The sequence below is a fragment of the Methyloversatilis thermotolerans genome, from assembly GCF_000372885.1.
Classification (GTDB): Bacteria; Pseudomonadota; Gammaproteobacteria; order Burkholderiales; family Rhodocyclaceae; genus Methyloversatilis; species Methyloversatilis thermotolerans.
On sequence record NZ_KB889967.1, the window covers coordinates 3870055 to 3893488 of the forward strand.

Consider the following 23434-nt stretch of genomic DNA (forward strand, 5'->3'; position numbering starts at 1 on the left):
CTGCCGGCCGGGCACTGCGTGTTCCATTAACAACGATAACCTGGATCTGCAATGAAATACCTGCGACTGCGCCATGGCGGCGCCGAACGCCTGGGCCGCCTGAATGGCGACACCGTTGAACTGCTGGCGGGCGATCTGTTCGGCAGCCCGACGCCGACCGGTGAAACCGTACCGGTCGAGGGCATCGAATGGCTCATGCCCTGCGTGCCGCCCAAGATGATCATCATCGTGCACAACGTCCGTACCGCCGTGGAAAAGGCCGGTCATCCGATCCCCGAGGATCCGCTCTACCTGATCCGCTCGCCGCAGGCGCTGAACGGGCACCAGCAACCCATTCCCAAGCCTGCCGGGTTCGACGGCCGGGTGTTCTACGAGGGCGAACTGGGCGTGGTGGTGGGCAAGGTGGCGCGCAACCTGGATGAGGCGCAGGCGGCCGACGCCATCTTCGGCTACACCTGCATCAATGACGTGAGTGCGCTCGAACTGGTGGACAAGAACCCGTCCTTCGGCCAGTGGACCCGCGCCAAGAGTTTCGATGGCTTCGGCTGCTTCGGTCCGGTCATTTCCACCGACCCCTTGCCCGCCGATGCCGAAATCGTCACCACGGTCGGGGGGCGCGAGCGCCAGCGCTATCCGGTATCCGATCTCATCTTCTCTCCGGCCCAGCTCGTGGCGCGCATTTCCCGCGACATGACCCTGATGCCGGGCGACGTGATCTGCTGCGGCACCTCGGTCGGCGTGCTGCCGATGAAGCCCGGTACCGCAGTGGACGTGACCGTCAGCGGCATCGGTACGCTCAGCAACGTCTACGCTCCGGTCGCAGGCTGATCGACCTGAATCAATACGGCAGCGCCGGCTTTCGCGCATTCTGAACGGATGGACGCTCACGCCGGCCTGCCGCATCTGCAACCCCTGCTGCTCTACCTCGCCATCGCCGGACTGGTGATGCCGCTGCTCGCCCGCGCGCGGGTGAGCCAGGTGGTCGCCTTCCTGGCCATCGGCGCGCTGGTCGGTCCGCACGGCCTCGGGCGCATCGCCGCCGACCATGCATGGCTGCGCGCCTTGACCATCGCCGAGGGTGGCGGCGTGCGTTTGCTTGCCGAACTGGGCGTGGTATTCATGCTGTTCGTGATCGGCCTTGAACTGCCGGCGCGTCAATTGTGGTCGCTGCGCCGCTGGGTGCTGGGTGTGGGCAGTGCGCAGTGGCTGGGCTGCGGCGCATTGATCGCCGGCGTGGCGCTGGCGTTCGGGCACGGCATCGAAACTTCGGTGCTTCTCGGCCTCGGCCTGGCCATGTCATCCACCGCGGTGGTGATGCAGCTTCTGGCCGAATCCGGGCAGACCCGATCCAACGTCGGCCGCATGAGCTTCGCGGTGCTGCTGCTGCAGGACATCGCGGTGGTGCCACTGCTCATCCTGATCGGCCTGCTGGGCGGCGACCCGGGTGGCAGCTTCGTGTCTCTCATGGCGAACGCACTGTTCAAGGCGCTTGCGGCCGTGGTGCTCATTCTGCTTGCCGGTCGCCTGGTGCTCACGCCGCTGTTCCGTCGCGTTTCGGTCACTACCCAGGCCGACAGCTTCATGGCCCTCACCTTGTTCGCTACGCTGGGCGTGGCCGCGCTGACCGGTGCCGCCGGCCTGTCCATGGCGCTGGGCGCCTTCCTCGCCGGCCTCATGCTCGCCGAAACCGAGTTCCGTCACGCCGCGCTGGTGGCGATCGAGCCATTCAAGGGCCTGCTGATGGGCCTGTTTTTCGTGTCGGTCGGCATGAGCCTCGATCTGCTGCAGGTGCTCGACGACGCCGGCTGGCTGCTGGCGGCCGTGCTGGGCCTCTATCTGATCAAGAGCGGCGCGATGTATGCGCTGTTCCGCCTGGCGCGACTGTCGCATGGCGAGGCAGTGGAGGCGGCGCTGTTGCTCGGTCAGGCGGGCGAGTTCAGTTTCATCGTGCTCGGGATGGCGGTGGCTTCCGGCGTCATGACCGGCGCGGTGGGCAACTTCATGCTGCTGGTGGTGACGCTGAGCATGTTCCTGACGCCGCTCGCCGCCCGCGCCGGTCGCGCCTGGCACGCACGGCTGGCGTCGGCACAGGACACCGCCGCCCCGGTCCTGCCGGCTTCGGGCGAGGACGGCCGCGTCATCATCGCCGGCTTCGGTCGCGTCGGCCAGTGCGTGGCGCGCCTGCTCGACCGCGCCGACGTGCGCTGGCTGGCGATCGAGCGCAATGCAGCGGCGGCGGCCACCCACCATGCGCGCGGACTGGCGGTCATGGTGGGCGATGCCGGACAGCCTGCGCTGCTGCATCACCTGGGGGCCGGCAAGGCGCGCGCGGTGGTCGTGACCATGGACGACACCGCCGCCGCACTGCATGTGGTGCATGCCTTGCGCAAGGAGTTTCCGGGGTTGCCACTGATCGCGCGTGCGCGCGATGGCGATCATGCAGGGCGTCTGCTTGCGGCTGGCGCCAGCGAGGTCATCCCGGAAGCGCTGGAAGCGGCCTTGCAACTTGGACTGCATGTACTGGCCCATGCCGGCATAGACGCCGACACGGCCGAGCACATGACAGAACTGGAACGCGCGTCGGGTCGCTGACGCTCAGGGTTTCACCACGCCCGGCGGCAGGGCCGGCTTTGCCGTGGTCGCGGTCGGCGGCGGCAGATCGTGGGTTTCAATGGCCGGATGCTCCTGCCCGGCATGCACCTTGTGGGTCGCGGTCGTGGCGCCCGGCGGCAGCGCCGGCTTGTTCTCGACGGCGGTTGGCAGCGGATGTTCGTGCGCCTCGATCACCGGATGCTCCTGCCCGGCATGCACCTTGTGCGTGGCCGTGGTCGCACCCGGCGGCAGCGCCGGCTTGTTCTCGACCGCAGTCGGCCGCGGATGCTCGTGTGCCTCGATCACCGGATGCTCCTGGCCGGCATGTATCTTGCGGTAGTCCGGCTTGACGCCCGGGGGCAGCGCCGGCTTGTTGCCGACGTTGGCGGGTTTCTTTCCTTTCACCGCTTCGGCCGGATGTTCAGTGCCGGCATGCTTGCCGGACTGATCGGCATGGACAGGCGAGATACAGAGTGCGGCGACCACCGCGATCCACTTTGCATTCATGATGATTTCCTGTGAGTTTGATTGAATTCTTCGTTGACATCAGTGTGCGTTCGGTTTTGCAGTGCAGTATTGATGTGACTCAAGTGCCCGTGTTGCATCGGTATCGACCTCGGTCCCCTGGCCGGTTTTCCTCAATCCGCGCCGCTCTTCGTGCGGCGCAACATGCACATCCATGACGTATGGAAAAGGATGACACGCTCCGTCATCAACGGCCCGGGTTGCTGTTTCTTCATGCCAACGGGTATCCGGGCGGGGTCTATCGACAGTTTCTGCAGCATCTTTCACCGGTGTTCGACATCACTGCGGTCGATCGCATCGGCGCCCGCCCCGAGCACGCGCCGGCGCAGGGCTGGCAGCGCATGCGGCGCGAAGTCGAGCGGGCGCTGTCCGACCTGGCGGCGGCTGCGCCGCTGACCGTGGTCGGTCATTCGATGGGCGGCTATCTGGCGGCCATGGTCGCGGCGTGCGCGCGGCATCCGGTTTCGGCCGTCGTGCTGGTGGAATCACCGCTGGTACTGGGCTGGCGCGGCGCCGTACTGTCGGCGGCCAAGCTGTCGGGCGCCACCTGGCGTGTCGGTCCGGCGCCGGTGGCGGCACGGCGGCGCCATTACTGGCACTCGCGCGAGGAGGCGCGGGCGCACCTCGCCGCCAAGCACTTCGTGCAGCGCTGGGCGCCCGGCGTACTGGACGACTTCATCCGCGACGGCCTGACCGAGCATCCGGGCGGCGGTGTGACGCTCACCATTCCGCGTGAGGCGGAACGTGCCATCTACGCCACCATTGCGCATCGCGAGGCGATCCGTGCAGTGCGCGCGCTGCGCGCGCGCGGCGTGCCGGCGCACTTCATCGCCGGCCGCGACTCGGAGGAACTGCGCCTGGCTGGCCGCGACGCCAACCGGCGTTTCTGGGGCGAACACTGGCACGAGCTGCCGACCGGGCATCTGGTGCCTATGGAAGCGCCTCAGGCATGCGCGGAGAAGGTACTGGAGCTTCTCCGCGACCAGACGGCGAGCCGGCCCGGCCGGCTCACACCCTGAAGCGCGCGATCGTCGAATCCAGTTCCTCGGCGAGACGGCTGAGCTGCTGCACGGTGTCTTCCGCCGCCACGACAGAGCGGTCGGATTCCTCCACCATGTGGGCGATACGTTCGACATTGGCGGCGATCGCATTGCTCGCCTGAGTCTGTTCGGCAGTCGCGTGCGCGACGCTGCGGATCTGCGTCAGGGCTTCGATGGCGCCGTCGTTGATGCTGCGCAGCGCCTCGGCGGCTTCGCCTGCCAGCGCCACGCCCTTTTCCACCTGCGGACCGACCGCCTGCATGCTGTGCACGACGGCGTCGGTATCGGTCTGGATGGCCGCGATGGTCTGCGCGATTTCGCCGGTGGCGAGCGTGGTGCGTTCGGCCAGCTTGCGCACTTCGTCGGCCACGACCGCGAAGCCTCGTCCCTGTTCGCCGGCCCGCGCCGCCTCGATGGCGGCATTCAGCGCCAGCAGATTGGTCTGTTCGGCGATTTCCTTGATGGTCTTGGCGATGCCGCTGATCTGGCGCGAGCGCTCGGCCAGCTCGCCGATGCGCCCCGAGGCGTCGCTGACCTGGCGCGATACCGCGGCGATGGCATCCGATGCCGAATGCACGCGCTGTTCGCCCACGCCGGCCAGTTCCGACGAGCGGCTGGAGTGCTGTTCCGAGTCGCGCGCGCTATCGGCAATCTGGCTCACGCTCACCGTCATCTGTTCGATCGCCGCAGCGGTCGACGAGGTGGCTTCGGCCGACTGACCGGAGGCGCTGCGGATCTGCTGCATGCGCTCGGCGATGTCGTGGGCGGCGGTGTTCAGCGAGCGCGAGCCCTGCTGGATGCCGCCTATCATGTTCTTCAGGCTGTCGCGCATGATGGACAGCGAGTGCAGCAGGCTGCCGTTGCGCGCCGTCGGCATCACCACGTCCAGACGGCCGGCGGCGATTTCGTTGGCCGCCCGCATCGCCGCCTCCGGCTCGCCGCCGATCTGCGCAAAGATGCGACGGGCCACCGCCACCGTCAGCACGATGGTCACCGCGATCACCAGAACCACCAGAATGAGCAGCTTGCTCACATAGGCATACAGCGCACTGTCGATGTCATCGACGAAGAAGCCGGTGCCCACGGTCCAGCCCCAGGGGGCGAAATGGGTGACGCCATTGAGCTTGGGCAAGGGTACGTCGCCGCCGGGCTTCTTGGCCGGCACGGTGACAAAGGCGGGGTCGCTCTTGGCCAGCGCATCGCGATACACCTGCACATTGGTGCGGCCGTCCGGCGCCACGCCGCCATTGTCCGCCTGGCCCAGCCTTTCCTTGCGCACATGCGCCAGCATGGTGTCCTTGTCGTCGCGCGCGAATACGTAGTGATCCTTGCTCTGCAGGCCCAGCAGTGCTTCCTGGGCGTGCTTCTGCGCCTGTTCGCGAGTCAGCGTGCCGGCCTTCTCCGCCTCGTGATAGCGGTTCAGGATGCCCTTGGTGAGATCGAGCAGCGTCACGATGCGCGCCTCGCGCTCGGTCATCATCGTTTCGTGAATGGAGTAGGTGGCGACGCCACCGAGGATGAGCAGGCCTGCGGCTGCACTGGCAACGATCAGCGCGAGGCGGGTGGATATCTTCACGGCGGGCTCCGAGGCGTAAGTGTCTGATTGTTTACGGAAGCAGGGCCCGGAACTTGAACCGGATGCCAGAAGGGCAAGCGGCGCCCGCCGCCGCATCAGTCGTCGCCGTCGTTGCCGGCCTCGCTTTCGGCGCGTTCGATCGCACGTTCCAGCAGGGCATCGGGATGCGAGGCGGGCAGGCCCGGGCTTCCTGCCCCGCGCCGATAGTCACCGAACTCCGCCGGCAGGCTGCCGCCCGTCGCGCGCGAGCCCGTGCCCAGATTCGCCGTCACCAGTTGTGGCACGGCCAGCACCAGTGCCACCGCCACAAGCTGGATGCACACGAAGGGCACGGCGCCCCAGTAGATGTCGCGCGTGGGCAGCGACTTCGGCGCGACCGAGCGCAGGTAGAACAGCGCGAAGCCGAACGGCGGATGCATGAAGGAGGTCTGCATGTTCACCGCCAGCAGCACGCCGAACCACACCAGGTCTATGCCGAGCTTTTCCGCCACCGGCGCCAGCAGCGGCACCAGGATGAAAGCCAGCTCGAAGAAGTCGAGGAAGAAGGCGAGCAGGAACACCAGCAGCATGACCGCGATCAGGAAGCCGGTCTGGCCGCCCGGCAGCGACAGCAGCAGGTGTTCCACCCACAGGTGGCCGTCTATGCCGTAGAAGGTGAGCGAGAACAGCCGTGCACCGATCAGGATGAACAGCACGAAGCTGGTGAGCCGCACCGTTCGGTCCAGCGCCTGGGTGAGCAGCGAGCGGTCCAGCCGGCGGCGCGCCAGCGCCATCAGCAGCGCGCCGGTCGCGCCCATGGCGCCGCCTTCGGTCGGCGTGGCCAGACCGAGGTAGATGGTGCCGAGCACCAGGAAGATGAGGGCCAGCGGCGGCATGAGCACGAAGGCGACACGGCGCGCCAGGTCGGGCAGCAGGTTCAGCCGCAGCAGGCGGTCGGCCAGCGCGGCGAGCCAGGCGGCGGCGCCGCCTGCGGTCACCGCCAGCAGCGCCCGCGCATCGGCGGTGTGTGCCTGCAGCGCGGGCAACCGGCTGGCCGCGATGCCGGCCGCCAGCGCGAGCGCGAACAGCGCCCACACGCCGCGCCGCTCGGATGCGCCGTGCTCGTCGGCCTCCGGCAATGGCGGCGCGCTGGCCGGTTTCAACCAGGCCACGGCCAGCACATACAGCAGATAGAGGCCGGTCAGCATCAGCCCCGGCAACAGCGCGCCGCGATACATGTCGCCCACCGGCCGGTTCAACTGGTCGGCCAGCACGATGAGCACCAGCGACGGCGGAATGATTTGCGCCAGCGTGCCCGATGCCGCGATCACGCCGCTGGCCAGCCGCGCGTCGTAACCGGCGCGCAGCATGATGGGCAGGGAAATGAGGCCCATGGAAATGACCGATGCGGCCACCACGCCGGTGGTGGCGGCCAGCATGGCACCCACCAGCACCACCGCCACCGCCAGTCCGCCGCGCAGGGTACCGAACAGGCGGCCCACCGTATCCAGCAGGTCCTCGGCCATGCCGGAGCGTTCCAGCAACAGGCCCATGAAGGTGAAGAAGGGAATGGCGAGCAGGGTGTCGTTGCTCATGACACCCCATACGCGGTCCGGCATCGCCTGCACCAGTGACGCCGACAGCAGTCCAAGTTCGATGCCGATCAGGCCGAACACGATGCCGCAGGTGGCCAGCGCGAATGCGACCGGCGCTCCCGACAGCAGGAACAGGATCATTGCGAAGAACATGACCGGGGCCAGATTGGCGGCCAGCCACCCGCTCATCGACCGGTCCTCCGGTTGTCGCGTGCGATGGCCGTCGATGACCTCATGCCTGGCTCTCCCGCAGCGCGGCGATGCGGCGCGCGATCAGTGCCAGCGCCTGCAGCAGCAGCAGCGCGAAGCCCGCCGGCACCAGCGCTCGCGCCGGCCACAGCGGCAGGCCGCCGGCGCTGGCCGACACTTCATTGCTGGTCCACGCGCCGACGAACCAGGGCCAGGACAGCCACAGCATGAGCAGCGACACCGGCAGCACGGTGAGCGCGAGCGCTGCGATGTCGGCTTTCAGGCGTCCGCGCGGCGACAGCCGGGCGGTGAGCAGATCGATGCGCACATGCTCGTCCAGCTTCAGCACGCGTCCGGCACCGAGCAGGAAGGCCGCCGATACCAGATACCACTGCGCTTCCAGCAGCGCGTTGGATCCTGCATCGAACTTGCGCGCCAGCGCATTGCCCACCGCCAGCAGCACGGCCGCCAGTATCGTCCACGGCAGCAGGCGGCCGCAGGCTTCATTCAGGCGGTCAATCAGGTCGGCGAGCGTGAGCAGGGGGCGCATGTCATCGGCGGCGTGGCGAAGGCGCGATGGTAAACGCTGGCCCGCGTCCGGAGTCGACCGGCGCCCGGCCCGGCGGCATGGCGCGGCGCCGGCAGTTCCGTGCGAACGAGCCGGACATGAGCTTGCCGCCTACAATATTGCGTCGCACAAGGACCCATCATGACCGCTCTCACCCGCATCTGCCTCGTCCGCCACGGGGAAACCACCTGGAATGTCGACCGCCGCGTCCAGGGCCAGATCGATATTCCTCTGAACGAACATGGCTTGCGCCAGGCCAGCGCCACCGCCGATGCGCTGGCCGGCGCGCGTATCGATCACATCTATGGTTCGGATCTCGGCCGCGCATGGGTGACCGCCGGCCGCATCGCCGCGCCCCGCCGCCAGGCCGTCATGCCGGAGCCCGGCTTGCGCGAGCGTCACTATGGCGCCTTCCAGGGGCTGACCTGGGCCGAGGCACGCGAACGCCATCCGGAGCACTTCGCGCAGTTCGAGGCGCGGGTGACCCATGCACGCTTCCCCGGCGACAGCGGCGAAAGCCTGGACAGCTTCGCCGAACGCATCTGGGCGCTGGTCGGCCGGCTACGCGAACGCCATGCCGGCGGGAACGTGTTGCTGGTGACCCACGGCGGCGTGCTCGACATCGTCGCCCGCCGTGTGCGTGGCCTGCCGCTCGACGCCAGGCGCGATTTTGAGATCGCCAACTGTGCGCTGAACTGGGTCGCCCACGATGCCGGCGGCTGGCGCATCGAACGCTGGGGCGACGCCGCCCATCTCGACAACGCGCTCGACGAACTGCCGGTCTGAGCGCCCGGCTTGAGCCCTCTTCCGGGGCAAGGTCGCAGGCCGCCGGCTTTGTTCGAGGGTGGGGTCGCGAGCGGTGCTCGCCTACGGGAGATCCCGCGCCGTTCGTGGCGAGGGCGCGCCGTCGTAGGAGCGACCCGAAGGTCGCGACGCGGCACATGCAGGCCGCGGGCTTTGTTCGAGGGTGTTGTCGCGAGCGGTGCTCGCGCCTACGGCACGCATCGCCCCCTTCGCGGCCAGGGCGAGCGGTTGCAGGAGCGACCCGAAGGTCGCGACGCCGCGTGTGCAGGCCACTGGCCTTGTTCGAGGGTGGGGTCGCGAGCGGTGCTCGCCTACGGGAGATCCCGCGCCGTTCGTGGCGAGGGCGCGCCGACGTAGGAGCGACCCACTGGTCGCGACGCGGCATTCGCGCGCCGCGGGCTGCGTTTGCGGGTGTTGTCGCGAGCGGTGCTCGCTCCTACGGCAGGCATCGCCCACTTCGCGGCCGGGGCGAGCGGTTGCAGGAGCGCCCCCAAGGTCGCGACGCGGCGTGTGCAGGCCACTGGCTTTGTTCGAGGGTGTTGTCGCGAGCGGTGCTCGCCTACGGGAGATCCCGCGCCGTTCGTGGCGAGGGCGCGCCGTCGTAGGAGCGACCCACTGGTCGCGACGCGGCATTCGCGCGCCGCGGGCTGCGTTTGCGGGTGTTGTCGCGAGCGGTGCTCGCTCCTACGGCAGGCATCGCCCCCTTCGCGGCCAGGGCGAGCTGTTGTGGGAGCGACCCGAAGGTCGCGACGCGGCACATGCAGGCCGCGGGCTTTGTTCGAGGGTGGGGTCGCGAGCGGTGCTCGCCTACGGGAGATCCCGCGCCGTTCGTGGCGAGGGCGCGCCGTCGTAGGAGCGACCCACTGGTCGCGACGCAGCATTCGCGCGCCGCGGGCTGCGTTTGCGGGTGTTGTCGCGAGCGGTGCTCGCTCCTACGGCAGGCATCGCCCACTTCGCGGCCAGGGCGAGCGGTTGTGGAAGCGCCCCCCAGGTCGCGACGGCGCGCCTGCGGGCCGCAGGCCTGGCTTCAGTCCTTGATGGCTTCGATCGCGATGTCGATCACCACGTCGTCGCTCACATTGGGCGCGTACTTGCCCATGTTGAAGTCGCTGCGCTTGACGGTGACGGTGGCATTGGCGCCGATGGCATCCTTCTTCTTCATCGGGTGGGGCATGAGCTGGAAGCTGGTCACCTTGAGCGTGACCGGCTTGCTCACACCCTTGAGCGTCAGCGTGCCCTCGACGGCCACCGGCTTGTCACCGTCGAACACCACCTTGGACGACTTGAAGGTGGCGGTCGGGAAAGCTTCGGTATCCAGGAAATCGGGCGCCTGGATATGTTCGTTGAACAGCGGGAAGCCGGTGCTCACCGACTTGGTGTCTATGGTGATGTCCACCGCGCCGGTCCTGGCGGCGCGATCCAGCGTGACGGTGCCGCTGGTCTTGTCGAAGCGGCTGAGCTGCGTGGAATAGCCGAAGTGGCTGTACGAGAAGCGCGGGAAGGTGTGCGACGGATCGACCTTGAAGGTTTCCGGTGCGGCGAAGGACGGCGCGGCGACAGTGGCGAGTGCGAGCGCGGCAACGAGTGCTTTCAGCGAGGTCATGGTGATGCTCCTTTTTTATGGCGGGTCGGGACGGGCCGCTCAGCGGCCCGAAGTCATCTTCAGCAGCGTGCGGTCACGCCGGACGAAGTGGTGGTACAGCGCGGCGGCGACATGGCCCAGCACCAGCAGCCAGATCAGTCGCGCACCCAGCACATCCTTGTGGATGAAGTCGATGGGTTTCTCGAAAGTCTTGAAATCCAGACCGAAGCCGTCGACCACGACACTCTGGAACAGTGCCGTGCTTTCGAACTTCGGAATGTCGAACAGGAAAAAGTACCGGGTGTCGACGCCGGTGCCGAGATAGCCGGTGAGGGGCGCGACGATCATGACGGCGTACAGCGCCAGATGGCCGAGGTGGGCCGCCCGGTGCGCCAGCGCGCTGCCGGGTTCGTCGTCCGGCGCGCGGTTCATGAGCCGCCAGATCACGCGCAGCGCGACGATGACCGCGATGCTCACGCCGACCGACAGGTGCATCTGCAGCGCAGTCATGTTTTCCGGCGTCTGTTTCTCGGTGAACCACTGGCGGTAGTACACCGACACATAGGCGGCCAGGAACAGCGCGGCGGTCATCCAGTGCAGCCACTTCGCGATGCTGCCGTAGTCGCGGGCGGTGTTCTTCAGGCTCATGTCTTCTCCTCCTGGCGGGCGTGAAATGCCCAGGCATCCATGGCCAGCACGTAGTCATCGATGCCGGCGTGAAAGCGCTCGGCGCGGGCTGCGTCGCCCGCGGCGCCGAGTGCGACGAAAAAAGGCAGCAGATGTTCCTCGGTCGGATGCGCGCGTGCCGCATCCGGTGCGCGCTGCCGGTAGTCCAGCAGCGCGTCGAGGTCGCCGTCGGCGAGGCGCGCCGCCATCCAGTCGGCGAAGCCGCGCACATAGGCGGGCGGCTGTCCGTCGCCCTGCGCCACGATCTGCCAGTCGCGCAGGTTGTGCGTCATATTGCCCGAGCCGATCACGCGCACACCTTGCGCGGTCAGTGGCGCCAGCGCGCGACCGAGGCGCCAGGCGCCGCGCGGGCCCTGACGGCTTTGCAGCGACAGCGGAATCACCGGCACATCGGCATCCGGATGCATGAGCCGCAGCGGCACCCAGGCGCCGTGATCCAGGCCCCGGCCCGCATCCAGCGCGGCCGGCAGCCCCGCATCATGCAAGGTGCGCACGATATGCGCGGCCAGTTCCGGGCACCCGGTGGCCGGGTAATTCAGCGCGTAAAGCTCGCGTGGAAAGCCGTGGAAGTCGTGCAGCGTGGCGTGCCGGTCGGCGCTGCCCACCGCCGCTTGCGCGCTATCCCAGTGCGCGCTCACCACGACCAGGGCGCGCGGCCGCGGCAGCGCATCCGCCATCGCCGCCAGCGCGGCGCCCGCGGCGCCCGGGCGCAACGCGAAGGTGGGCGCGCCGTGCGGAACGAACAGGCTCACCGGAGCAGGTGCGAAGGGCATGGCAGGTCGGGCGGCAGCGATCAGGGATGACATGCCTGCAGCGTAAGCCCTGTTGGCCGATCAAAATAGGCGACAATCCGCAAATGATCGTTGCCATACAGACAACAATGGACAGACTGGATGCGATGCAGCTTTTCCTGCGGGTGGCCGAACTGGGGAGCTTCTCGGCGGTGGCGCAGCAGATGGGGGTGGCGCGATCGGTGGTGACCCGGCAGATCGCCGCGCTGGAAGCTCATCTGGGTGTCAAGCTCATGGCGCGCAGCACGCGCCGCCTGTCGCTCACGGCGGCCGGCACCGCCTATCTCGAAAAATGCCGCGTCATCCTCAACCTGGTCGAGGCAGCCGAAACAGGCATCGCCGAACAGCGGCAGGCGCTGCGCGGCGCGATCCGCATCGGCACCCCCCTGAGCTACGGGCTGAAGAGGCTGTCGCCGCTGCTGCTGGATTTCGCGCAGCAGCACCCGGAGGTGGCGATCGACATCGACTACAACGACCGCCGCGTGAACCTGATCGAAGAAGGCATGGACCTGGCGATCCGCGTCACCGCGCGGCTGGACCCGGCCACCGTCGCGCGCCGCATCGCTTCCAGCCGGCTCATCGCCGTCGCCTCGCCCGACTACATCGCCCGCCACGGCGCGCCGGTCACGCCGGAGGACATCGCTCATCACGAATGCCTGGGCTATACCGCCGCCAGCGGCCCGCCGGGCTGGGTGTTCACCACACCCGACGGGCGCACCGTCACCGTCCCGCTGCGCGCCCGCATCACCGCCAGCAACGGCGACGTCCTCGCCGAAGCCGCCGCGCGCGGCATGGGGCTCACCTGCCAACCCGATTTCATCCTCGATCCCTGGCTGGCCGACGGCCGACTGCTGCCCGTGCTCACCGACTGCGCGATGCCCGAACTGGGCGTATACGCCGTGCTGCCCGGCAACCGCCACGTACCGCACCGGGTGCGGGTGTTGATGGATTGGCTGGCGGAAAGCCTGACGGGCTGAACGGGGACCTTTGCGGCGCCCGTGGGTGGATCGGTAGAAAGGATGATTGCCGCGCTTTGCTGCCGATGAGACGCTCGCGCGCATGGGCTGCGCCTGCAACTCGATGAAAGAAGTGACGAACCGCTTCCGATTCTTGACGGTTTACCCCACAAACCGGTTTTCAAATAAAAGCCGATCTGAGGAAGATATTCGTGGTGCGTCCCCTGTGGTTCCTGTTGTTCCCGTAAGCGAACAGGGTCATGAGGGGTTTGGGTGGTTCGACTGATGCGGCTTGCGGTCGGCCGGGCTTCTGTAGTCGAGCGTTTCTGTGGATTGAGCGGATAGGCATGGGGGCTGAATGGGGCAGGGTGGCGAAGATCCGTTCTCGGATGTACGGCATGAGTTCGGTGCACAGCACACCGCAGAGAAGCTGCGGGTGGTGGAGGAGTACTTGCCGCTCTACACCACCGCGCTGAAGAATCAGCCATTCCAACTGCACTACGTTGATGCGTTCGCGGGTGCAGGCATCTGCAACATCAGGGACGGCGAAACGAGGGTCGAGATCGAAGGCTCGGCTTCGATTGCTATGCGCTGCGAGCCGCCCTTCCACAAGATGGTGTTCATCGAAAAGGAGCGAAAGCACATCGACAGACTCCGGGCTATGCTCGATGCGGCGGGCCGCCGAAACTATGAGTTGAAGCAGGGCGATGCGAATGAGTATTTGCCTGATGTGATGAGGCAGTTGGGGCGCGACCGGGCCATCGTGTTCATCGATCCTTATGGCATGCAGCTCGCGTGGTCCACGCTTGAGTCGGTGGCCCGCTCAAAGGTGGCTGATGTCTGGTACCTGTTCCCGCTCTCGGCGTTCTACAGACAGGCAGCACGCGACGCGTCTGGCATCGATGAAGACAAAAAGCGCGCGCTGACGCGCATGATGGGGACGGATGAGTGGGAACGAGATTTTTATGCACCCAAGCGGCAGGCCGGCTTGTTCGACGATGCGCCTGGCTATGAGCGGGAAGCCGGCCCCATGCAAATGCTTGAGTGGGTGACGCGTCGGCTGGAAAGGATTTTCCCGTACGTTGCCGAGCCGAAAGTGCTCTACGCGCATCGCAGCAGCGGAGCCCAAGGTGCACCACTGTTCGCGTTGTACTTTATGATCTCAAACGACAAGCCTAACGCGATCGCGCTGGCGAAGAAGTTCGCCCACCACTCGCTCAAGCGGGCGTAGCAGATCCTGGGTACGCGTCCCACGTCTGACCGTCCAAGAGCCGGCCGTTCGCGTGCTTACTGCGCTTTTTGCCATCAGCGCCCCAGCCTCCCCATTGTTTGAAGAAGAACGCGGCTCCGGAGTCTTCGCACTGGTGACGGATGTTGCGCACCCATTCGATGTCCATGGGACGTGCGTTCTTTCCGCTCTCACCTCCCACGATTACCCAGTGGATGTCGGTTAGATCAAGCTCGCCGACATCTTCAAGCAGCGGCTCGACCGACAGAAAACGAATCGCAGCATCAACCTTTCGCAGGTGTGCGATGCGTGGCATACCGTACTTGCGGTCTTCGACGGACACGCCGAGCCAGACGTTGCCCGGCACCGAGCGCGTCTTGAAATAGCGAGGCAGGCGATCCGCTCGCTTGGTCAGGATCTGATAGGTGTGCTGCGGCGTGCGCCGGATCACGTCCATGACCTGGTCGATGTAGTCGTCCGGCACGTCTTCGTGAAAGAGGTCGCTCATCGAGTTCACGAACCACACGGTCGGTTTGCGTCGGCCAAGCGGCTGTTCCAGTCGAGCGTGCTGCAGGGTCAGTTCGAATGCGTTCTCATAGCCCGGCGCACGCATGGCTTGGAGCCGATGCGCCATCTTCTCGGCGTAGCAGTTCTTGCAGCCGGGACTGATCTTGGTGCAGCCGGAGACTGGGTTCCAAGTCAGCTCGGTCCACTCGATTTTCGAAGCTGAGCTCATACTTACCTCGTAGCTGTATAAATATACAGTAGTTGTGAATTTCGCTGGACGCAATCGGATTCCGCCTAGTGAAATTCAAATTGGTTGCGTGCGTATACGCGATGCCGTCCTTCTGAGCAAGACAAGTGCTTCCGATTGGATGCACTACGCTTCTCGACTGAAGGTTTCCAGCGCGTTCACGAGGAACAATAGAGGACACACCGCGAACACCAAATGGACATTCGTGTGCGAGCGACATCGGCCCACCCTTCCCGGTCCGGCGTCAGTCCGACGGGTCAGTGCGTACTTGGGCTCATGGCTCGGCAATCCGCTCGTTTGCTTGTGCGGATCGCTCGTGTTGGCGCGTGCGGCTCCGCGACTGGCACCGTCGTTGGCGCCGCGCGATGTGGCGACGCTCCGGGTCGGTCGCTGCCGACTCACCGCGTGACGCTTGCCGCGCCTGTCTGTGCAGCGATGTGTCCGTGGCCGGTTTCCGGTCCGCGAGTGCCGCTGCCCGTCATGTTCTGTTCATGCAAGCTGAATGCCGCACGCGGGGCGGATCGCATAAAGTAGCGTTCCGGGCCGCCCGCCAGGGGGGCGACGAAACGATCATGCATGACAGGAGACGATTTGATGGCTATGGGCAAGGTTCTGGTGCCGGTCGGCCTGGTGGCGGGCGCCATCGTGCTGATGTCGCTGGCGGGCACGATACAGACCGGCAATGTCGGCATACGGACCACGCTGGGCGTGATTTCCACCGATGAGATCGGCCCCGGCGTGTACCTCAAGTGGCCGCTCATTTCGTCGGTGCATGAGTTTTCCGCCAAGGACATCGCGATCGATCTGACCGACCTGACGCCCAAGGCCAAGGACAATCTGTCGCTGCGCGACATGGATGTGTCGATCTACTACCGGGCCAACCCGGGCAGCATTTCCGAGCTCACGGCGAAGTACGCGTCGCAGTCGGCGCGGCACGACGACGGCTATTTCATGCCGGCCTACGAGCTGATACTGCGCATCGCCCGCAACGCCTGTTACGAGGAAATCGCCAAGCTGGATTCACTGGTGATCCATACGCAACGCGAACAATTGGGCCTGGCGATACAGAAGCAGTTGCAGGGCGAACTCGACAAGAACGATCCGGGGGTGTTCACGGTGTCGCGCGTGGTGGTGCGTTCGGTGCAGACCGATCCGTCCATCGAACAGTCGATACAGCAGGCGGTCGCCAACCAGAAGAAGCTGGAGGCCATGCAGGTACAGACCGAAATCGCCAAGAAGGAAGCCGAAATCAAGGTGACCGAGGCGCGCGGCATCGCCGAGTCGAACCAGATCATCGCCGGTTCGCTCACGCGCGAATATCTGCAGCATGAGGCGAACATGGCGCTGCTCAAGTTTGCCGAGAAGGGCAACTCGAACACCATCGTCGTGCCCTCGGGCATGACGGTGACGCCCTTGATCAACACCGGGAAGTAGTTCGCGGCAACCGGGCCTGCCTGCGTGTACGGTGGCCGGCATTGCCGATGCGCAATCCCTTCCGGCCTTCGCATGGAGACACAGCGTGATCACGCCTGAACAACGCGCGGCGAACGACGAGCGGGTGGCGGACGACATCCGCACCCATGGCTGTCATGTCGTGACCGTGTTCGATCCGGAGGGCCAGGCGCCCAATTTCTCGTATTCGATAGGCATCGAGCAGTCGACCGGGGCGCCCGAGGCCATCGTGATCGGCCTGGATGTGAAGCTGGGGCACAGGGTGATCAACGAGTACCTGCGCCAGATCCAGGCTGGCACGCGCTTCGTGCGGGGCGAGCCCTGCGACGGTTTTCTCGAGGGTTTTCCGGTGCTGATCGAGCCGGCGAAGAAAGCGCGCGTGGCCCCCTACATGCTGGGCTGCGCGCGCTATTACGGTCGCCGCGCTTTCACGGCGGTGCAGATCGTCTATCCCACAACGCGTGGCGTCTGGCCCTGGGAGCCGGGGGCGTCGCAGGCCTTCCGGGCCTTGCAACCCATGCTCGGACGCGCGCGCCCGGACCGGCCATGAGTCCGCTGCTGATCGTTTTCGCGATGGCCGGCCTGGTGCTGGTGATTGCGCTGTGGGTCCGTCTGACCGCGCTGCGCCGCGAGGCGTGGATACGGCAGGCCGAATTGCCCAAGGGACTGTTCGAGCGCCTGCGCAAGCGTCATCCGCACCTGACGCTGAAGGATTGCCAGCTCGTCGCACAGGGACTGCGCCAGTTCTTCCTCGCCTGTCTGAAGAGCGGGCGCCGCTTTGTCGCCATGCCCAGCCAGGTGGCCGATGATCTGTGGCACGAGTTCATTCTGTGCACGCGCAGCTACGACGCCTTCTGCCGCAAGGCCTTCGGCCGTTTCCTGCACCACACGCCGGCGGTGGTGCTGGGCGATGACAAGGTGAAGAACGCCGGGCTGAGGCGCTGCTGGCTGCATGCCTGCCGCGAGGAAAACATCGATCCGCGCGCGCCCACGCGCCTGCCGCTGCTGTTCGCACTGGACGCCAAGCTGCAGGTGGACGGCGGCTTCCGCTACCTGCCGGACTGCGACGGCGTGCGGCGCGACACGCGCGGAGATGGCGGCTCGACCGCCTATTGCGGCAGCGATTTCAGCCGCGGCGACGGCGATGGCGCAACCGATGGCTTCGATGACGGCGCGTCCGACGGCGGGTCGGATGGCGGCGGTTGCGGCGGCGACTGAGACGGTCCCGCGATACGCGGGCGGCCATGTCACGGCGCTGACATGCGGCCGCGCCACACTGCCCGGTTTCCCGCAAACCGGATACCCGTCATGAAATTTACCGCTGTCGCGAGCGCGCTGGCTGCCGCGCTGTTCTTCTCCGCACCGCTGGCCCAGGCCCAGGTGCGCATCACCGAGCTGATGTTCGAGGGTGTCGGCGTCGATACCGTCGAATACAAGTCCAATGGCACGCTGAACTACAAGGTGTCGGACGACAAGCGCGAGTTCTTCGAAATCACCAATCTGGGCAGCGAGGCGGTGGACCTCACCGGCTGGGTCTACAACGACGACAACGTGAATGACCCGATCGCCTTCGGTTCGGCCTTCGGCAGTCTGGCGGCCGGCGAATCTGCGGTGCTGACCGAAATGTCGGTGGACGCCTTCCGCACGCTGTGGGGCCTGTCCGACGCGGTCAAGGTGTTCTCGATCGGCACGCTGTCCAATCTCGGCAAGAACGACACCATCAATATCTATGACGCCAGCGGCGCCATTGTCGATTCGGTCACCTATCCCAAGGGGCTGGATGCGTCCGGCGTGTCCTACAACCGTCCGTATGGCGACAGCGGCAGTTCGACCGGAAGCTGGCTGCGCTCGGTCGCGGGCGATGTCTTCGGCAGCGTGCTGTCGGGCGATGTGCCGCTGGAAACCTACAACGTGGTCGGCGCCGATGGCGTCACGCTGGTGAGCATGATGGAAACGGTGGCGCGCCACGATCTGGCCAACCCGGGCGTCTATGCGCCGGTGCCCGAGCCTTCCGTGCTGGCACTGATGCTCGCCGGTCTGGGCGGCATCGCGCTGGCGGCCCGCCGGCGCCGTTGAGCCGCGCCGCGCGGGGGCCACGCAGCCCCCGCGTGCCGGACCGCTCACGCCATGCGTTGCGGCGGCAGCACATCCTGCATCGGGTCGAGCCGTTCGCCGCGCAGCAGCGCCAGCGGCGATTTCCAGTAGATGTCGATGTTGTGCACCGGGTCGGTCAGCACCTTGACCGCCCAGGCCAGCCCCCAGGACGGTCCGCGCAGCAGCGACAGGTGCGCCGTGCGCAGCAGCAGTCCGGCGGCGCCCAGGGCCAGCCAGAACAGACCGACCTGATGCACATAGCCGGCGAAGTCGGGCGCCGCGTCCACCAGCCCGAACAGATCGGGCCGCACCCTGAGCAGCAGCGGGATGGACAGCCACACCATGATCAGGATGCCCTTGCGCCGCATGTTGTAGCCGGCCTTGATCGATTCCTTGTATTCGTAGCTCACGCCGTGCACCGTGTCGAAGCCGCGCGGCTCCCAGAAGATGTGCCCGGACTGCCGTGTCACCATGCCGACCAGCCATCCGGTCAGACCGGCCGCCGCCGGGTCGATGAACAGCAGGGCATAGGCGACCAGAAAGCTGATCGCGCTCACCAGATGCAGGGTCTGGTTGATGCGGCTCTGGTGGTAGTAGCGGTGGTCGTCCACACGCAGCGTGCGGACCTTGTCCAGGAAGCGGGTCATCGCTGAAGGTACTCCGTTGATGGATGATGGCCGCCACGATTGCCCGTGCGGATGACGGCCGGGCTACGGATCGATTGCGCGGCGGTTGCAAGCGGCGGCCGTTTGCGCCAGATCAAATCCGGTGCATCGCGGCGAAGCCGCAGCGGCGCGTGCATTGCCCGGAATCGCCGGGACATCGCCGGTACGGCTACGGACGAGGCATACTTTGCGGACAGATGACCGGAGCCATCCGATGGAATCGAAAGAACACTGGGAGCGTGTCTACAGCACGCGCGACTCGACCGAGGTGAGCTGGTTCCAGCCGCATGCGGCGCTGTCGCTCAAGCTGATACTTGACTCAGGCATCGCGCCCGCGGCATCCATCATCGACGTCGGCGGCGGCGCCTCGGCGCTGGTCGATGACCTGCTCGATGCGCGTTTCACCGACGTTTCCGTGCTTGACCTGTCGGGCGCCGCGCTCGCCACCGCGCGCGACCGGCTGGGCGAACGGGCGCAACAGGTGTGCTGGCTGGAAGCGGACATCCTGCAGGCCCGTTTCGAACGTCACGCCTACGATGTGTGGCACGACCGCGCGGTGTTCCATTTCCTGACCGACGCCGGTCAGCGCGCGGCCTATATCCGCCAGGTGCTGCACGCGGTGAAGCCGGGCGGGCGCGTCATTGTCGCCACCTTCGCCGAGGATGGTCCCGAGCGCTGCAGCGGTCTGCCGGTCATGCGCTACAGCGCCGACGGCCTGCACGCCGAGTTCGGCGCCCCGTTCGAACTGCTGGGTCACGAGCGCGAAGCGCACCGTACTCCGGGCGGCAGCGAACAGAAGTTCGTCTATTGCTTCTGCCGCAAGCTGGGACACTGACCGAACCCGGCGCATGAAGCGGGCAATCGGGCCGATATCGGTGTCGCGCGCCATCTGGCTCGGCACGCTGTGGGTGAACCTGCCGGTGCTGGCACTGCTGTGCGCGCCGCTCTGGCTGTTCGGCCAGCTTTTTGATCGCGGTCTGTTGCCGGACCACAGCAAGTGGATGGTGCTGCCGGTGTTTGCCGCGAGCTTCGTGCTCGCCTGGCTGTGGTGGGCCGTCATGGTGCCGCGCTGGCGCCTTTGGGCATACCGGCGCGTGCGCGATATCGCTGCGCTGAAGGCGAGGGCGGTCAGCGCCGGCCTGACCTGGCCGGACGGTCACTTCTTCAGCCGCAGCGAAATCAAGTCGCGCCGGCACGCAGAGCTGGAACGCGAACTGGAGATCGACGCGACCGGTCCGTCGCCATGACCATCGCCTGCACACTTCGCCCCACCCGACCGGACATCAAGGCATGACCGACATCACCTGGTATGCGCGCTTCGCCAAATCCGCTTCCCGCTTCTGTGGCCGCCCGCGCGTGTTCGTGCTCGCCGTGGGCGTGATCGCCGTGTGGGTCATCACCGGCCCTCTGTTCGACTTCAGCGATACCTGGCAACTGGTGATCAATACCGGCACGACCATCGTCACCTTCCTGATGGTGTTCCTGATCCAGAACACGCAGAACCGCGATACCGAAGCGATACAGATCAAGCTCGACGAGCTCATACGCGCCACGCGCGGTGCGCACAACGCCCTGCTCGACCTCGAGGAACTGGAAGAGGACACGCTGGAAACCTTCCGGCAGCGCTACGAAAGCCTGGCCGCGCAGGCCCGCGTGGAACTGAGCCGGGGCGGCCAGGACACCGATACGCCGGAGCCGTGACGACGCACCCCGCGATCGCGGCGTGTGCAGGCCGCGGGCTTTGTTCGGGGGTGGGGTCGCGAGCGGGGCTCGCTCCTACGACACCCCGGCTCCGTTCTTGGTCTGGGTGTGCTCCCGTAGGAGCGACCCCCAGGTCGCGACGTGGCGTGTGCGGGCCGGCGGCTCTGTTCGAGGGTAGGGTCGCGAGCGGGGCTCGCTCCTACGACACGCCGGCTCCGTTCTTGGTCTGGGTGTGCTCCCGTAGGAGCGACCCCCAGGTCGCGATGCGGCGCATGCCGGCCGCGATGTCGCGTCTAGGGCTGCGCGCCAAGCGCGTCCACCATATTCGTGATGGTGCGGATCTGGGGCGCCTGCCGCGTGGCGTAATCGAGCATGCGGTAATAGGGCTGTGGCGTGGAGTAGCCCCACCAGTCCCAGCACCCCATGGGATTGGATACGTTGCTCCAGGCACCCGCCTCGCCCGGCTTGATCGCGGTGACGCGCGGGAACAGCAGTACGAGGCGCAGCGGGCCGGCCCAGCGTGTGTAGCCGCTGCGTTCGACCCAGGTGTCGTAGTCCTTGCGTTTCTCGCCCTGTACGCAGCCATGCAGCGCGACGTGCACCTGGCAGGTTTCCTGCCGGCAGACATCGGGTACGAATACCCGCGCCTGGGCTTCCAGCCCGGTCATCCGGCGCTTCTGCGCCGGGTCGGTGACGCGGCCGAGGTCGGGAATGTACTGTCCCTGATCGAGCGCATACCAGCGGCCGCGCGGCGCCTCCGGCTGCGCCTGGTCGCGCTTGCGCAGCCAGCGCAGCAGCGTTCCGGCGGCGTCGAAGCCACAACTGCTCACGTAATCGGGATCGGGGCGATAACCGGGGGCATTCACGTCGCAGCCGCCGAGGTCGCTGTCCGCCGTGGGCATGGTATGGGGCGTGGCGCGCGGCGCTTCGCGGTGGAATTCGGCGCCCAGCTTCTCGAACCAGGCACGCTGCGCCCACGATGCCTTGCTGCCGACCACGGTGTCCGATTCGCCACGGTACTCCCACACGCGCATGCCGGACAGACCTTGCAGCGGGTCGATGCGCCCGGCGTCCGCCAGTTCTCGGGTGTCGGCGATCAGGTCGTTGACGTTGATGTTCTTTTCGCCGCTTTCGCTCAGTGGCGAGAACCATCCGCCGAATACCTTCTGCCACCAGCTTCTGCCCAGCAGCAGGCAGTCATTCACGGCGGTGGTGACGAAGCCCTGGGCGCACAGATAGGGCGGCCCGGCGACGATGCCGATGCCACTCACGCGGGACGAATGCGCCACGCCGATCTGCACCGCCATCGCGGCACCGGATGAAAGTCCGGATACGCTGAAGCGCGGTTCGAGTTGCAGGGCCGGAGGCGCATCGGCGAATGCCGTTGCCGCATGCAGCAGGAAGAGATACAGGACGCGGACGTGGATGCGCATGGCTCGCCTCGAGCATGACCAGGGATGCCCGCATCATGCGCCGCAGATTGTGGCGCTGCAACATCGGTTCATGCCCGTGTCGTCAAACCGTTCAGGCCTCGATTTCCAGGGCGGCTTGCAGACTTTTCAGATGGTCGACTGCGGCAGGGCCGGTGAGGCCGGCAAAGCTGGAAAATACCGAACCGTCGGTCGGGGCGTAGGCCATGCTCCAGTCCGCGAACAGTCGCTCGCCGAGCAGAGGTCCTTCATGCAGCACGGTGAAGTTGCTGTGTCGGGGGTCGGTTTCGATGAGGCCGCACATCACGACCACGTTGGTGCGCGTCCCTTCGAGGTACTGGCAGAAGTGCCGTCCGTCGAACAGCAGCAGACCGGTCAGTCCGCGCTCGGGATTCTTCTGCCGGGAGGCCAGCATGATGTCCACCACGCAGGAAGGTGAGATATGTGGAGCGAGCGTGCTGGTGTAGATGAGTTGATAGGGAATCAAGGCATGAGCTCCGGGCAATGGCGGAATTCTGGACATTCGGCACCGCGCGGGCAATAGACATGCCCGGCCCGGTTCGCAGCCGGCGCATGCCTGCGGTATTGTGCAGCGAAACCGGAACGGACACAGCGAACCATGTGCAAGGACTGCCCCGAGCAGGAAAGACTCGAACGTGCGCGTCTGACCAGCGAGACCGCGCGCCACTACGGCACCATGCGCTTCGCCATGTTCACGGTATTCACTGCCGTGCTCGGTGCGCTGATGGCATTTCCTTTCTCGCATGGCGGCAGCGCCTTCGTCGAGCACGCCGGACAACGCCTGCTGCTGGCCGGCGGCGGCTTTGGGCTGTCCATGCTTTTCCTGCTTGCCGAATTCCGCATTTCCACCCTTGTCGCGTTCTACCAGGACGCGGCGGTCCGCGCACACGGGCTGACCCTGCCCGACGATCAGGATATCTGGCGCGACATCGTGCTGCTCACCATGGTGGCGCCCTACGCGATGTCGGCGTTCTTCTGGCTGCTCATCGGCTTCGGCGCGATCAGGCCTTTCCGTGCTTGAGTCGGCTGCGCGCATCCGCGCCTGTCATGTCGAGCCGCACCGTTGCCGGGCAGTTTCATGGTGCCTGCACCACGTCGGGAATGCATCCCGCCTGCGCCCCTTGCCGGTGCAAAGATTGCATTGCATAACGAAGTCTTTCCAAAGCAACTGGATAGAGTCAAAAAATGATCGCATCCATATGATT

The 23434-nt window shown here is 66.4% G+C and carries 25 protein-coding genes; 14 read left to right on the plus strand and 11 right to left on the minus strand.

Going from position 1 to position 23434, the window contains the following annotated elements; all coding sequences use genetic code 11:
- Positions 1 to 51 precede the first annotated feature (51 nt).
- Positions 52 to 828 carry a fumarylacetoacetate hydrolase family protein gene (locus A3Q7_RS0117645; RefSeq protein WP_018413240.1) on the plus strand — a complete coding sequence of 259 codons (777 nt, stop codon included), beginning with the start codon at positions 52 to 54 and terminating at the stop codon, positions 826 to 828.
- A 48-nt stretch (positions 829 to 876) separates the two neighbouring features.
- Positions 877 to 2592 (plus strand): cation:proton antiporter domain-containing protein, encoded by a 1716-nt coding sequence (locus A3Q7_RS0117650; RefSeq protein WP_018413241.1) that lies wholly within the window; start codon positions 877 to 879, stop codon positions 2590 to 2592.
- 3 nt (positions 2593 to 2595) lie between these two features.
- Here A3Q7_RS0117650 and A3Q7_RS0117655 read toward each other — a convergent pair whose 3' ends face one another.
- Positions 2596 to 3099 (minus strand): hypothetical protein, encoded by a 504-nt coding sequence (locus A3Q7_RS0117655; RefSeq protein WP_018413242.1) that lies wholly within the window; start codon positions 3097 to 3099, stop codon positions 2596 to 2598.
- Positions 3100 to 3278: 179 nt separating this feature from the next.
- On the opposite strand from A3Q7_RS0117655, the gene A3Q7_RS0117660 reads away from it, so the two are divergent.
- The gene (locus A3Q7_RS0117660) at positions 3279 to 4136 is read left to right on the plus strand and encodes an alpha/beta fold hydrolase (RefSeq protein WP_018413243.1); all 858 of its coding nucleotides are present in this window, start codon (positions 3279 to 3281) and stop codon (positions 4134 to 4136) included.
- Here the strand turns inward: A3Q7_RS0117660 and A3Q7_RS0117665 are convergent.
- The 3 genes from A3Q7_RS0117665 to A3Q7_RS0117675 form a co-directional block, all read right to left on the minus strand.
- Complete coding sequence (locus A3Q7_RS0117665; protein ID WP_018413244.1) at positions 4126 to 5733, minus strand: methyl-accepting chemotaxis protein; 1608 nt, start codon at positions 5731 to 5733, stop codon at positions 4126 to 4128. The genes A3Q7_RS0117660 and A3Q7_RS0117665 overlap by 11 nt on opposite strands.
- A 95-nt stretch (positions 5734 to 5828) precedes the next feature.
- Positions 5829 to 7496, minus strand: a complete 1668-nt coding sequence (locus A3Q7_RS0117670) for a TRAP transporter large permease (RefSeq protein ID WP_018413245.1) — start codon at positions 7494 to 7496, stop codon at positions 5829 to 5831.
- Positions 7497 to 7539: 43 nt separating this feature from the next.
- Positions 7540 to 8046 carry a TRAP transporter small permease subunit gene (locus A3Q7_RS0117675; protein ID WP_018413246.1) on the minus strand — a complete coding sequence of 169 codons (507 nt, stop codon included), beginning with the start codon at positions 8044 to 8046 and terminating at the stop codon, positions 7540 to 7542.
- 159 nt (positions 8047 to 8205) lie between these two features.
- On the opposite strand from A3Q7_RS0117675, the gene A3Q7_RS0117680 reads away from it, so the two are divergent.
- Positions 8206 to 8850 (plus strand): histidine phosphatase family protein, encoded by a 645-nt coding sequence (locus A3Q7_RS0117680; protein ID WP_018413247.1) that lies wholly within the window; start codon positions 8206 to 8208, stop codon positions 8848 to 8850.
- 1045 nt (positions 8851 to 9895) lie between these two features.
- Here A3Q7_RS0117680 and A3Q7_RS0117685 read toward each other — a convergent pair.
- Genes A3Q7_RS0117685 through A3Q7_RS0117695 form a run of 3 tightly spaced genes read right to left on the minus strand, consistent with a single transcriptional unit; the run spans position 9896 to position 11910 of the window.
- Complete coding sequence (locus tag A3Q7_RS0117685) at positions 9896 to 10471, minus strand: YceI family protein (RefSeq protein ID WP_018413248.1); 576 nt, start codon at positions 10469 to 10471, stop codon at positions 9896 to 9898.
- A 39-nt stretch (positions 10472 to 10510) separates the two neighbouring features.
- Entirely contained in the window at positions 10511 to 11098 is a 588-nt protein-coding gene (locus A3Q7_RS0117690) for a cytochrome b (protein WP_018413249.1), read from the minus strand.
- The gene (locus A3Q7_RS0117695) at positions 11095 to 11910 is read right to left on the minus strand and encodes a DODA-type extradiol aromatic ring-opening family dioxygenase (RefSeq protein WP_018413250.1); all 816 of its coding nucleotides are present in this window, start codon (positions 11908 to 11910) and stop codon (positions 11095 to 11097) included. The genes A3Q7_RS0117690 and A3Q7_RS0117695 overlap by 4 nt, the downstream gene beginning before the upstream one ends.
- A gap of 107 nt (positions 11911 to 12017) precedes the next feature.
- On the opposite strand from A3Q7_RS0117695, the gene A3Q7_RS0117700 reads away from it, so the two are divergent.
- Together A3Q7_RS0117700 and tcmP are read left to right on the plus strand one after the other, a co-directional pair.
- Positions 12018 to 12905 (plus strand): LysR family transcriptional regulator, encoded by an 888-nt coding sequence (locus tag A3Q7_RS0117700; protein ID WP_018413251.1) that lies wholly within the window; start codon positions 12018 to 12020, stop codon positions 12903 to 12905.
- Positions 12906 to 13242: 337 nt separating this feature from the next.
- On the plus strand, positions 13243 to 14115 hold the full coding sequence (gene tcmP, locus A3Q7_RS0117705; protein ID WP_018413252.1) for a three-Cys-motif partner protein TcmP: 873 nt from the start codon (positions 13243 to 13245) through the stop codon (positions 14113 to 14115).
- Here the strand turns inward: tcmP and A3Q7_RS0117710 are convergent.
- Positions 14102 to 14848, minus strand: a complete 747-nt coding sequence (locus A3Q7_RS0117710) for a DUF5131 family protein (RefSeq protein WP_018413253.1) — start codon at positions 14846 to 14848, stop codon at positions 14102 to 14104. The two genes, tcmP and A3Q7_RS0117710, sit on opposite strands and share 14 nt — an antisense overlap.
- Positions 14849 to 15460: 612 nt before the next feature.
- Between A3Q7_RS0117710 and A3Q7_RS0117720 the strand changes: the two genes are divergently transcribed.
- The 4 genes from A3Q7_RS0117720 (at position 15461) to A3Q7_RS0117735 (ending at position 18394) form a co-directional block, all read left to right on the plus strand.
- Entirely contained in the window at positions 15461 to 16300 is an 840-nt protein-coding gene (locus tag A3Q7_RS0117720; protein ID WP_157278231.1) for an SPFH domain-containing protein, read from the plus strand.
- An 85-nt stretch (positions 16301 to 16385) separates the two neighbouring features.
- Positions 16386 to 16868, plus strand: coding sequence for a DUF4262 domain-containing protein (locus A3Q7_RS0117725; RefSeq protein ID WP_026224985.1), 483 nt, complete (start codon positions 16386 to 16388; stop codon positions 16866 to 16868).
- Positions 16865 to 17536, plus strand: coding sequence for a glycine-rich domain-containing protein (locus A3Q7_RS0117730; protein ID WP_018413257.1), 672 nt, complete (start codon positions 16865 to 16867; stop codon positions 17534 to 17536). The genes A3Q7_RS0117725 and A3Q7_RS0117730 overlap by 4 nt, the downstream gene beginning before the upstream one ends.
- A gap of 90 nt (positions 17537 to 17626) precedes the next feature.
- Positions 17627 to 18394, plus strand: coding sequence for a lamin tail domain-containing protein (locus tag A3Q7_RS0117735; protein ID WP_018413259.1), 768 nt, complete (start codon positions 17627 to 17629; stop codon positions 18392 to 18394).
- A 44-nt stretch (positions 18395 to 18438) separates the two neighbouring features.
- On the opposite strand, the gene A3Q7_RS0117740 is transcribed toward A3Q7_RS0117735, so the two are convergent.
- Positions 18439 to 19059, minus strand: coding sequence for a hypothetical protein (locus A3Q7_RS0117740; RefSeq protein ID WP_018413260.1), 621 nt, complete (start codon positions 19057 to 19059; stop codon positions 18439 to 18441).
- A gap of 232 nt (positions 19060 to 19291) precedes the next feature.
- Here A3Q7_RS0117740 and A3Q7_RS0117745 point away from each other — a divergent pair, with 232 nt between their 5' ends.
- From A3Q7_RS0117745 to A3Q7_RS0117755, 3 genes are read left to right on the plus strand one after another with little or no spacing between them, the layout of a single operon-like run.
- A complete protein-coding gene (locus A3Q7_RS0117745) occupies positions 19292 to 19912 on the plus strand; it encodes a class I SAM-dependent methyltransferase (protein ID WP_018413261.1) in 621 nt (206 codons plus the stop codon).
- A 13-nt stretch (positions 19913 to 19925) separates the two neighbouring features.
- A complete protein-coding gene (locus A3Q7_RS0117750; protein ID WP_018413262.1) occupies positions 19926 to 20324 on the plus strand; it encodes a hypothetical protein in 399 nt (132 codons plus the stop codon).
- Between the two features lie 43 nt (positions 20325 to 20367).
- Positions 20368 to 20778, plus strand: a complete 411-nt coding sequence (locus A3Q7_RS0117755) for a low affinity iron permease family protein (RefSeq protein WP_018413263.1) — start codon at positions 20368 to 20370, stop codon at positions 20776 to 20778.
- A 293-nt stretch (positions 20779 to 21071) separates the two neighbouring features.
- Here the strand turns inward: A3Q7_RS0117755 and A3Q7_RS0117760 are convergent, their stop codons facing one another.
- Positions 21072 to 22211 carry a hypothetical protein gene (locus A3Q7_RS0117760; protein WP_018413264.1) on the minus strand — a complete coding sequence of 380 codons (1140 nt, stop codon included), beginning with the start codon at positions 22209 to 22211 and terminating at the stop codon, positions 21072 to 21074.
- Between the two features lie 91 nt (positions 22212 to 22302).
- Positions 22303 to 22695, minus strand: a complete 393-nt coding sequence (locus A3Q7_RS0117765) for a BLUF domain-containing protein (protein ID WP_026224986.1) — start codon at positions 22693 to 22695, stop codon at positions 22303 to 22305.
- A gap of 132 nt (positions 22696 to 22827) precedes the next feature.
- Here A3Q7_RS0117765 and A3Q7_RS0117770 point away from each other — a divergent pair, with 132 nt between their 5' ends.
- A complete protein-coding gene (locus tag A3Q7_RS0117770; RefSeq protein WP_018413266.1) occupies positions 22828 to 23250 on the plus strand; it encodes a hypothetical protein in 423 nt (140 codons plus the stop codon).
- Positions 23251 to 23434 lie beyond the last annotated feature (184 nt).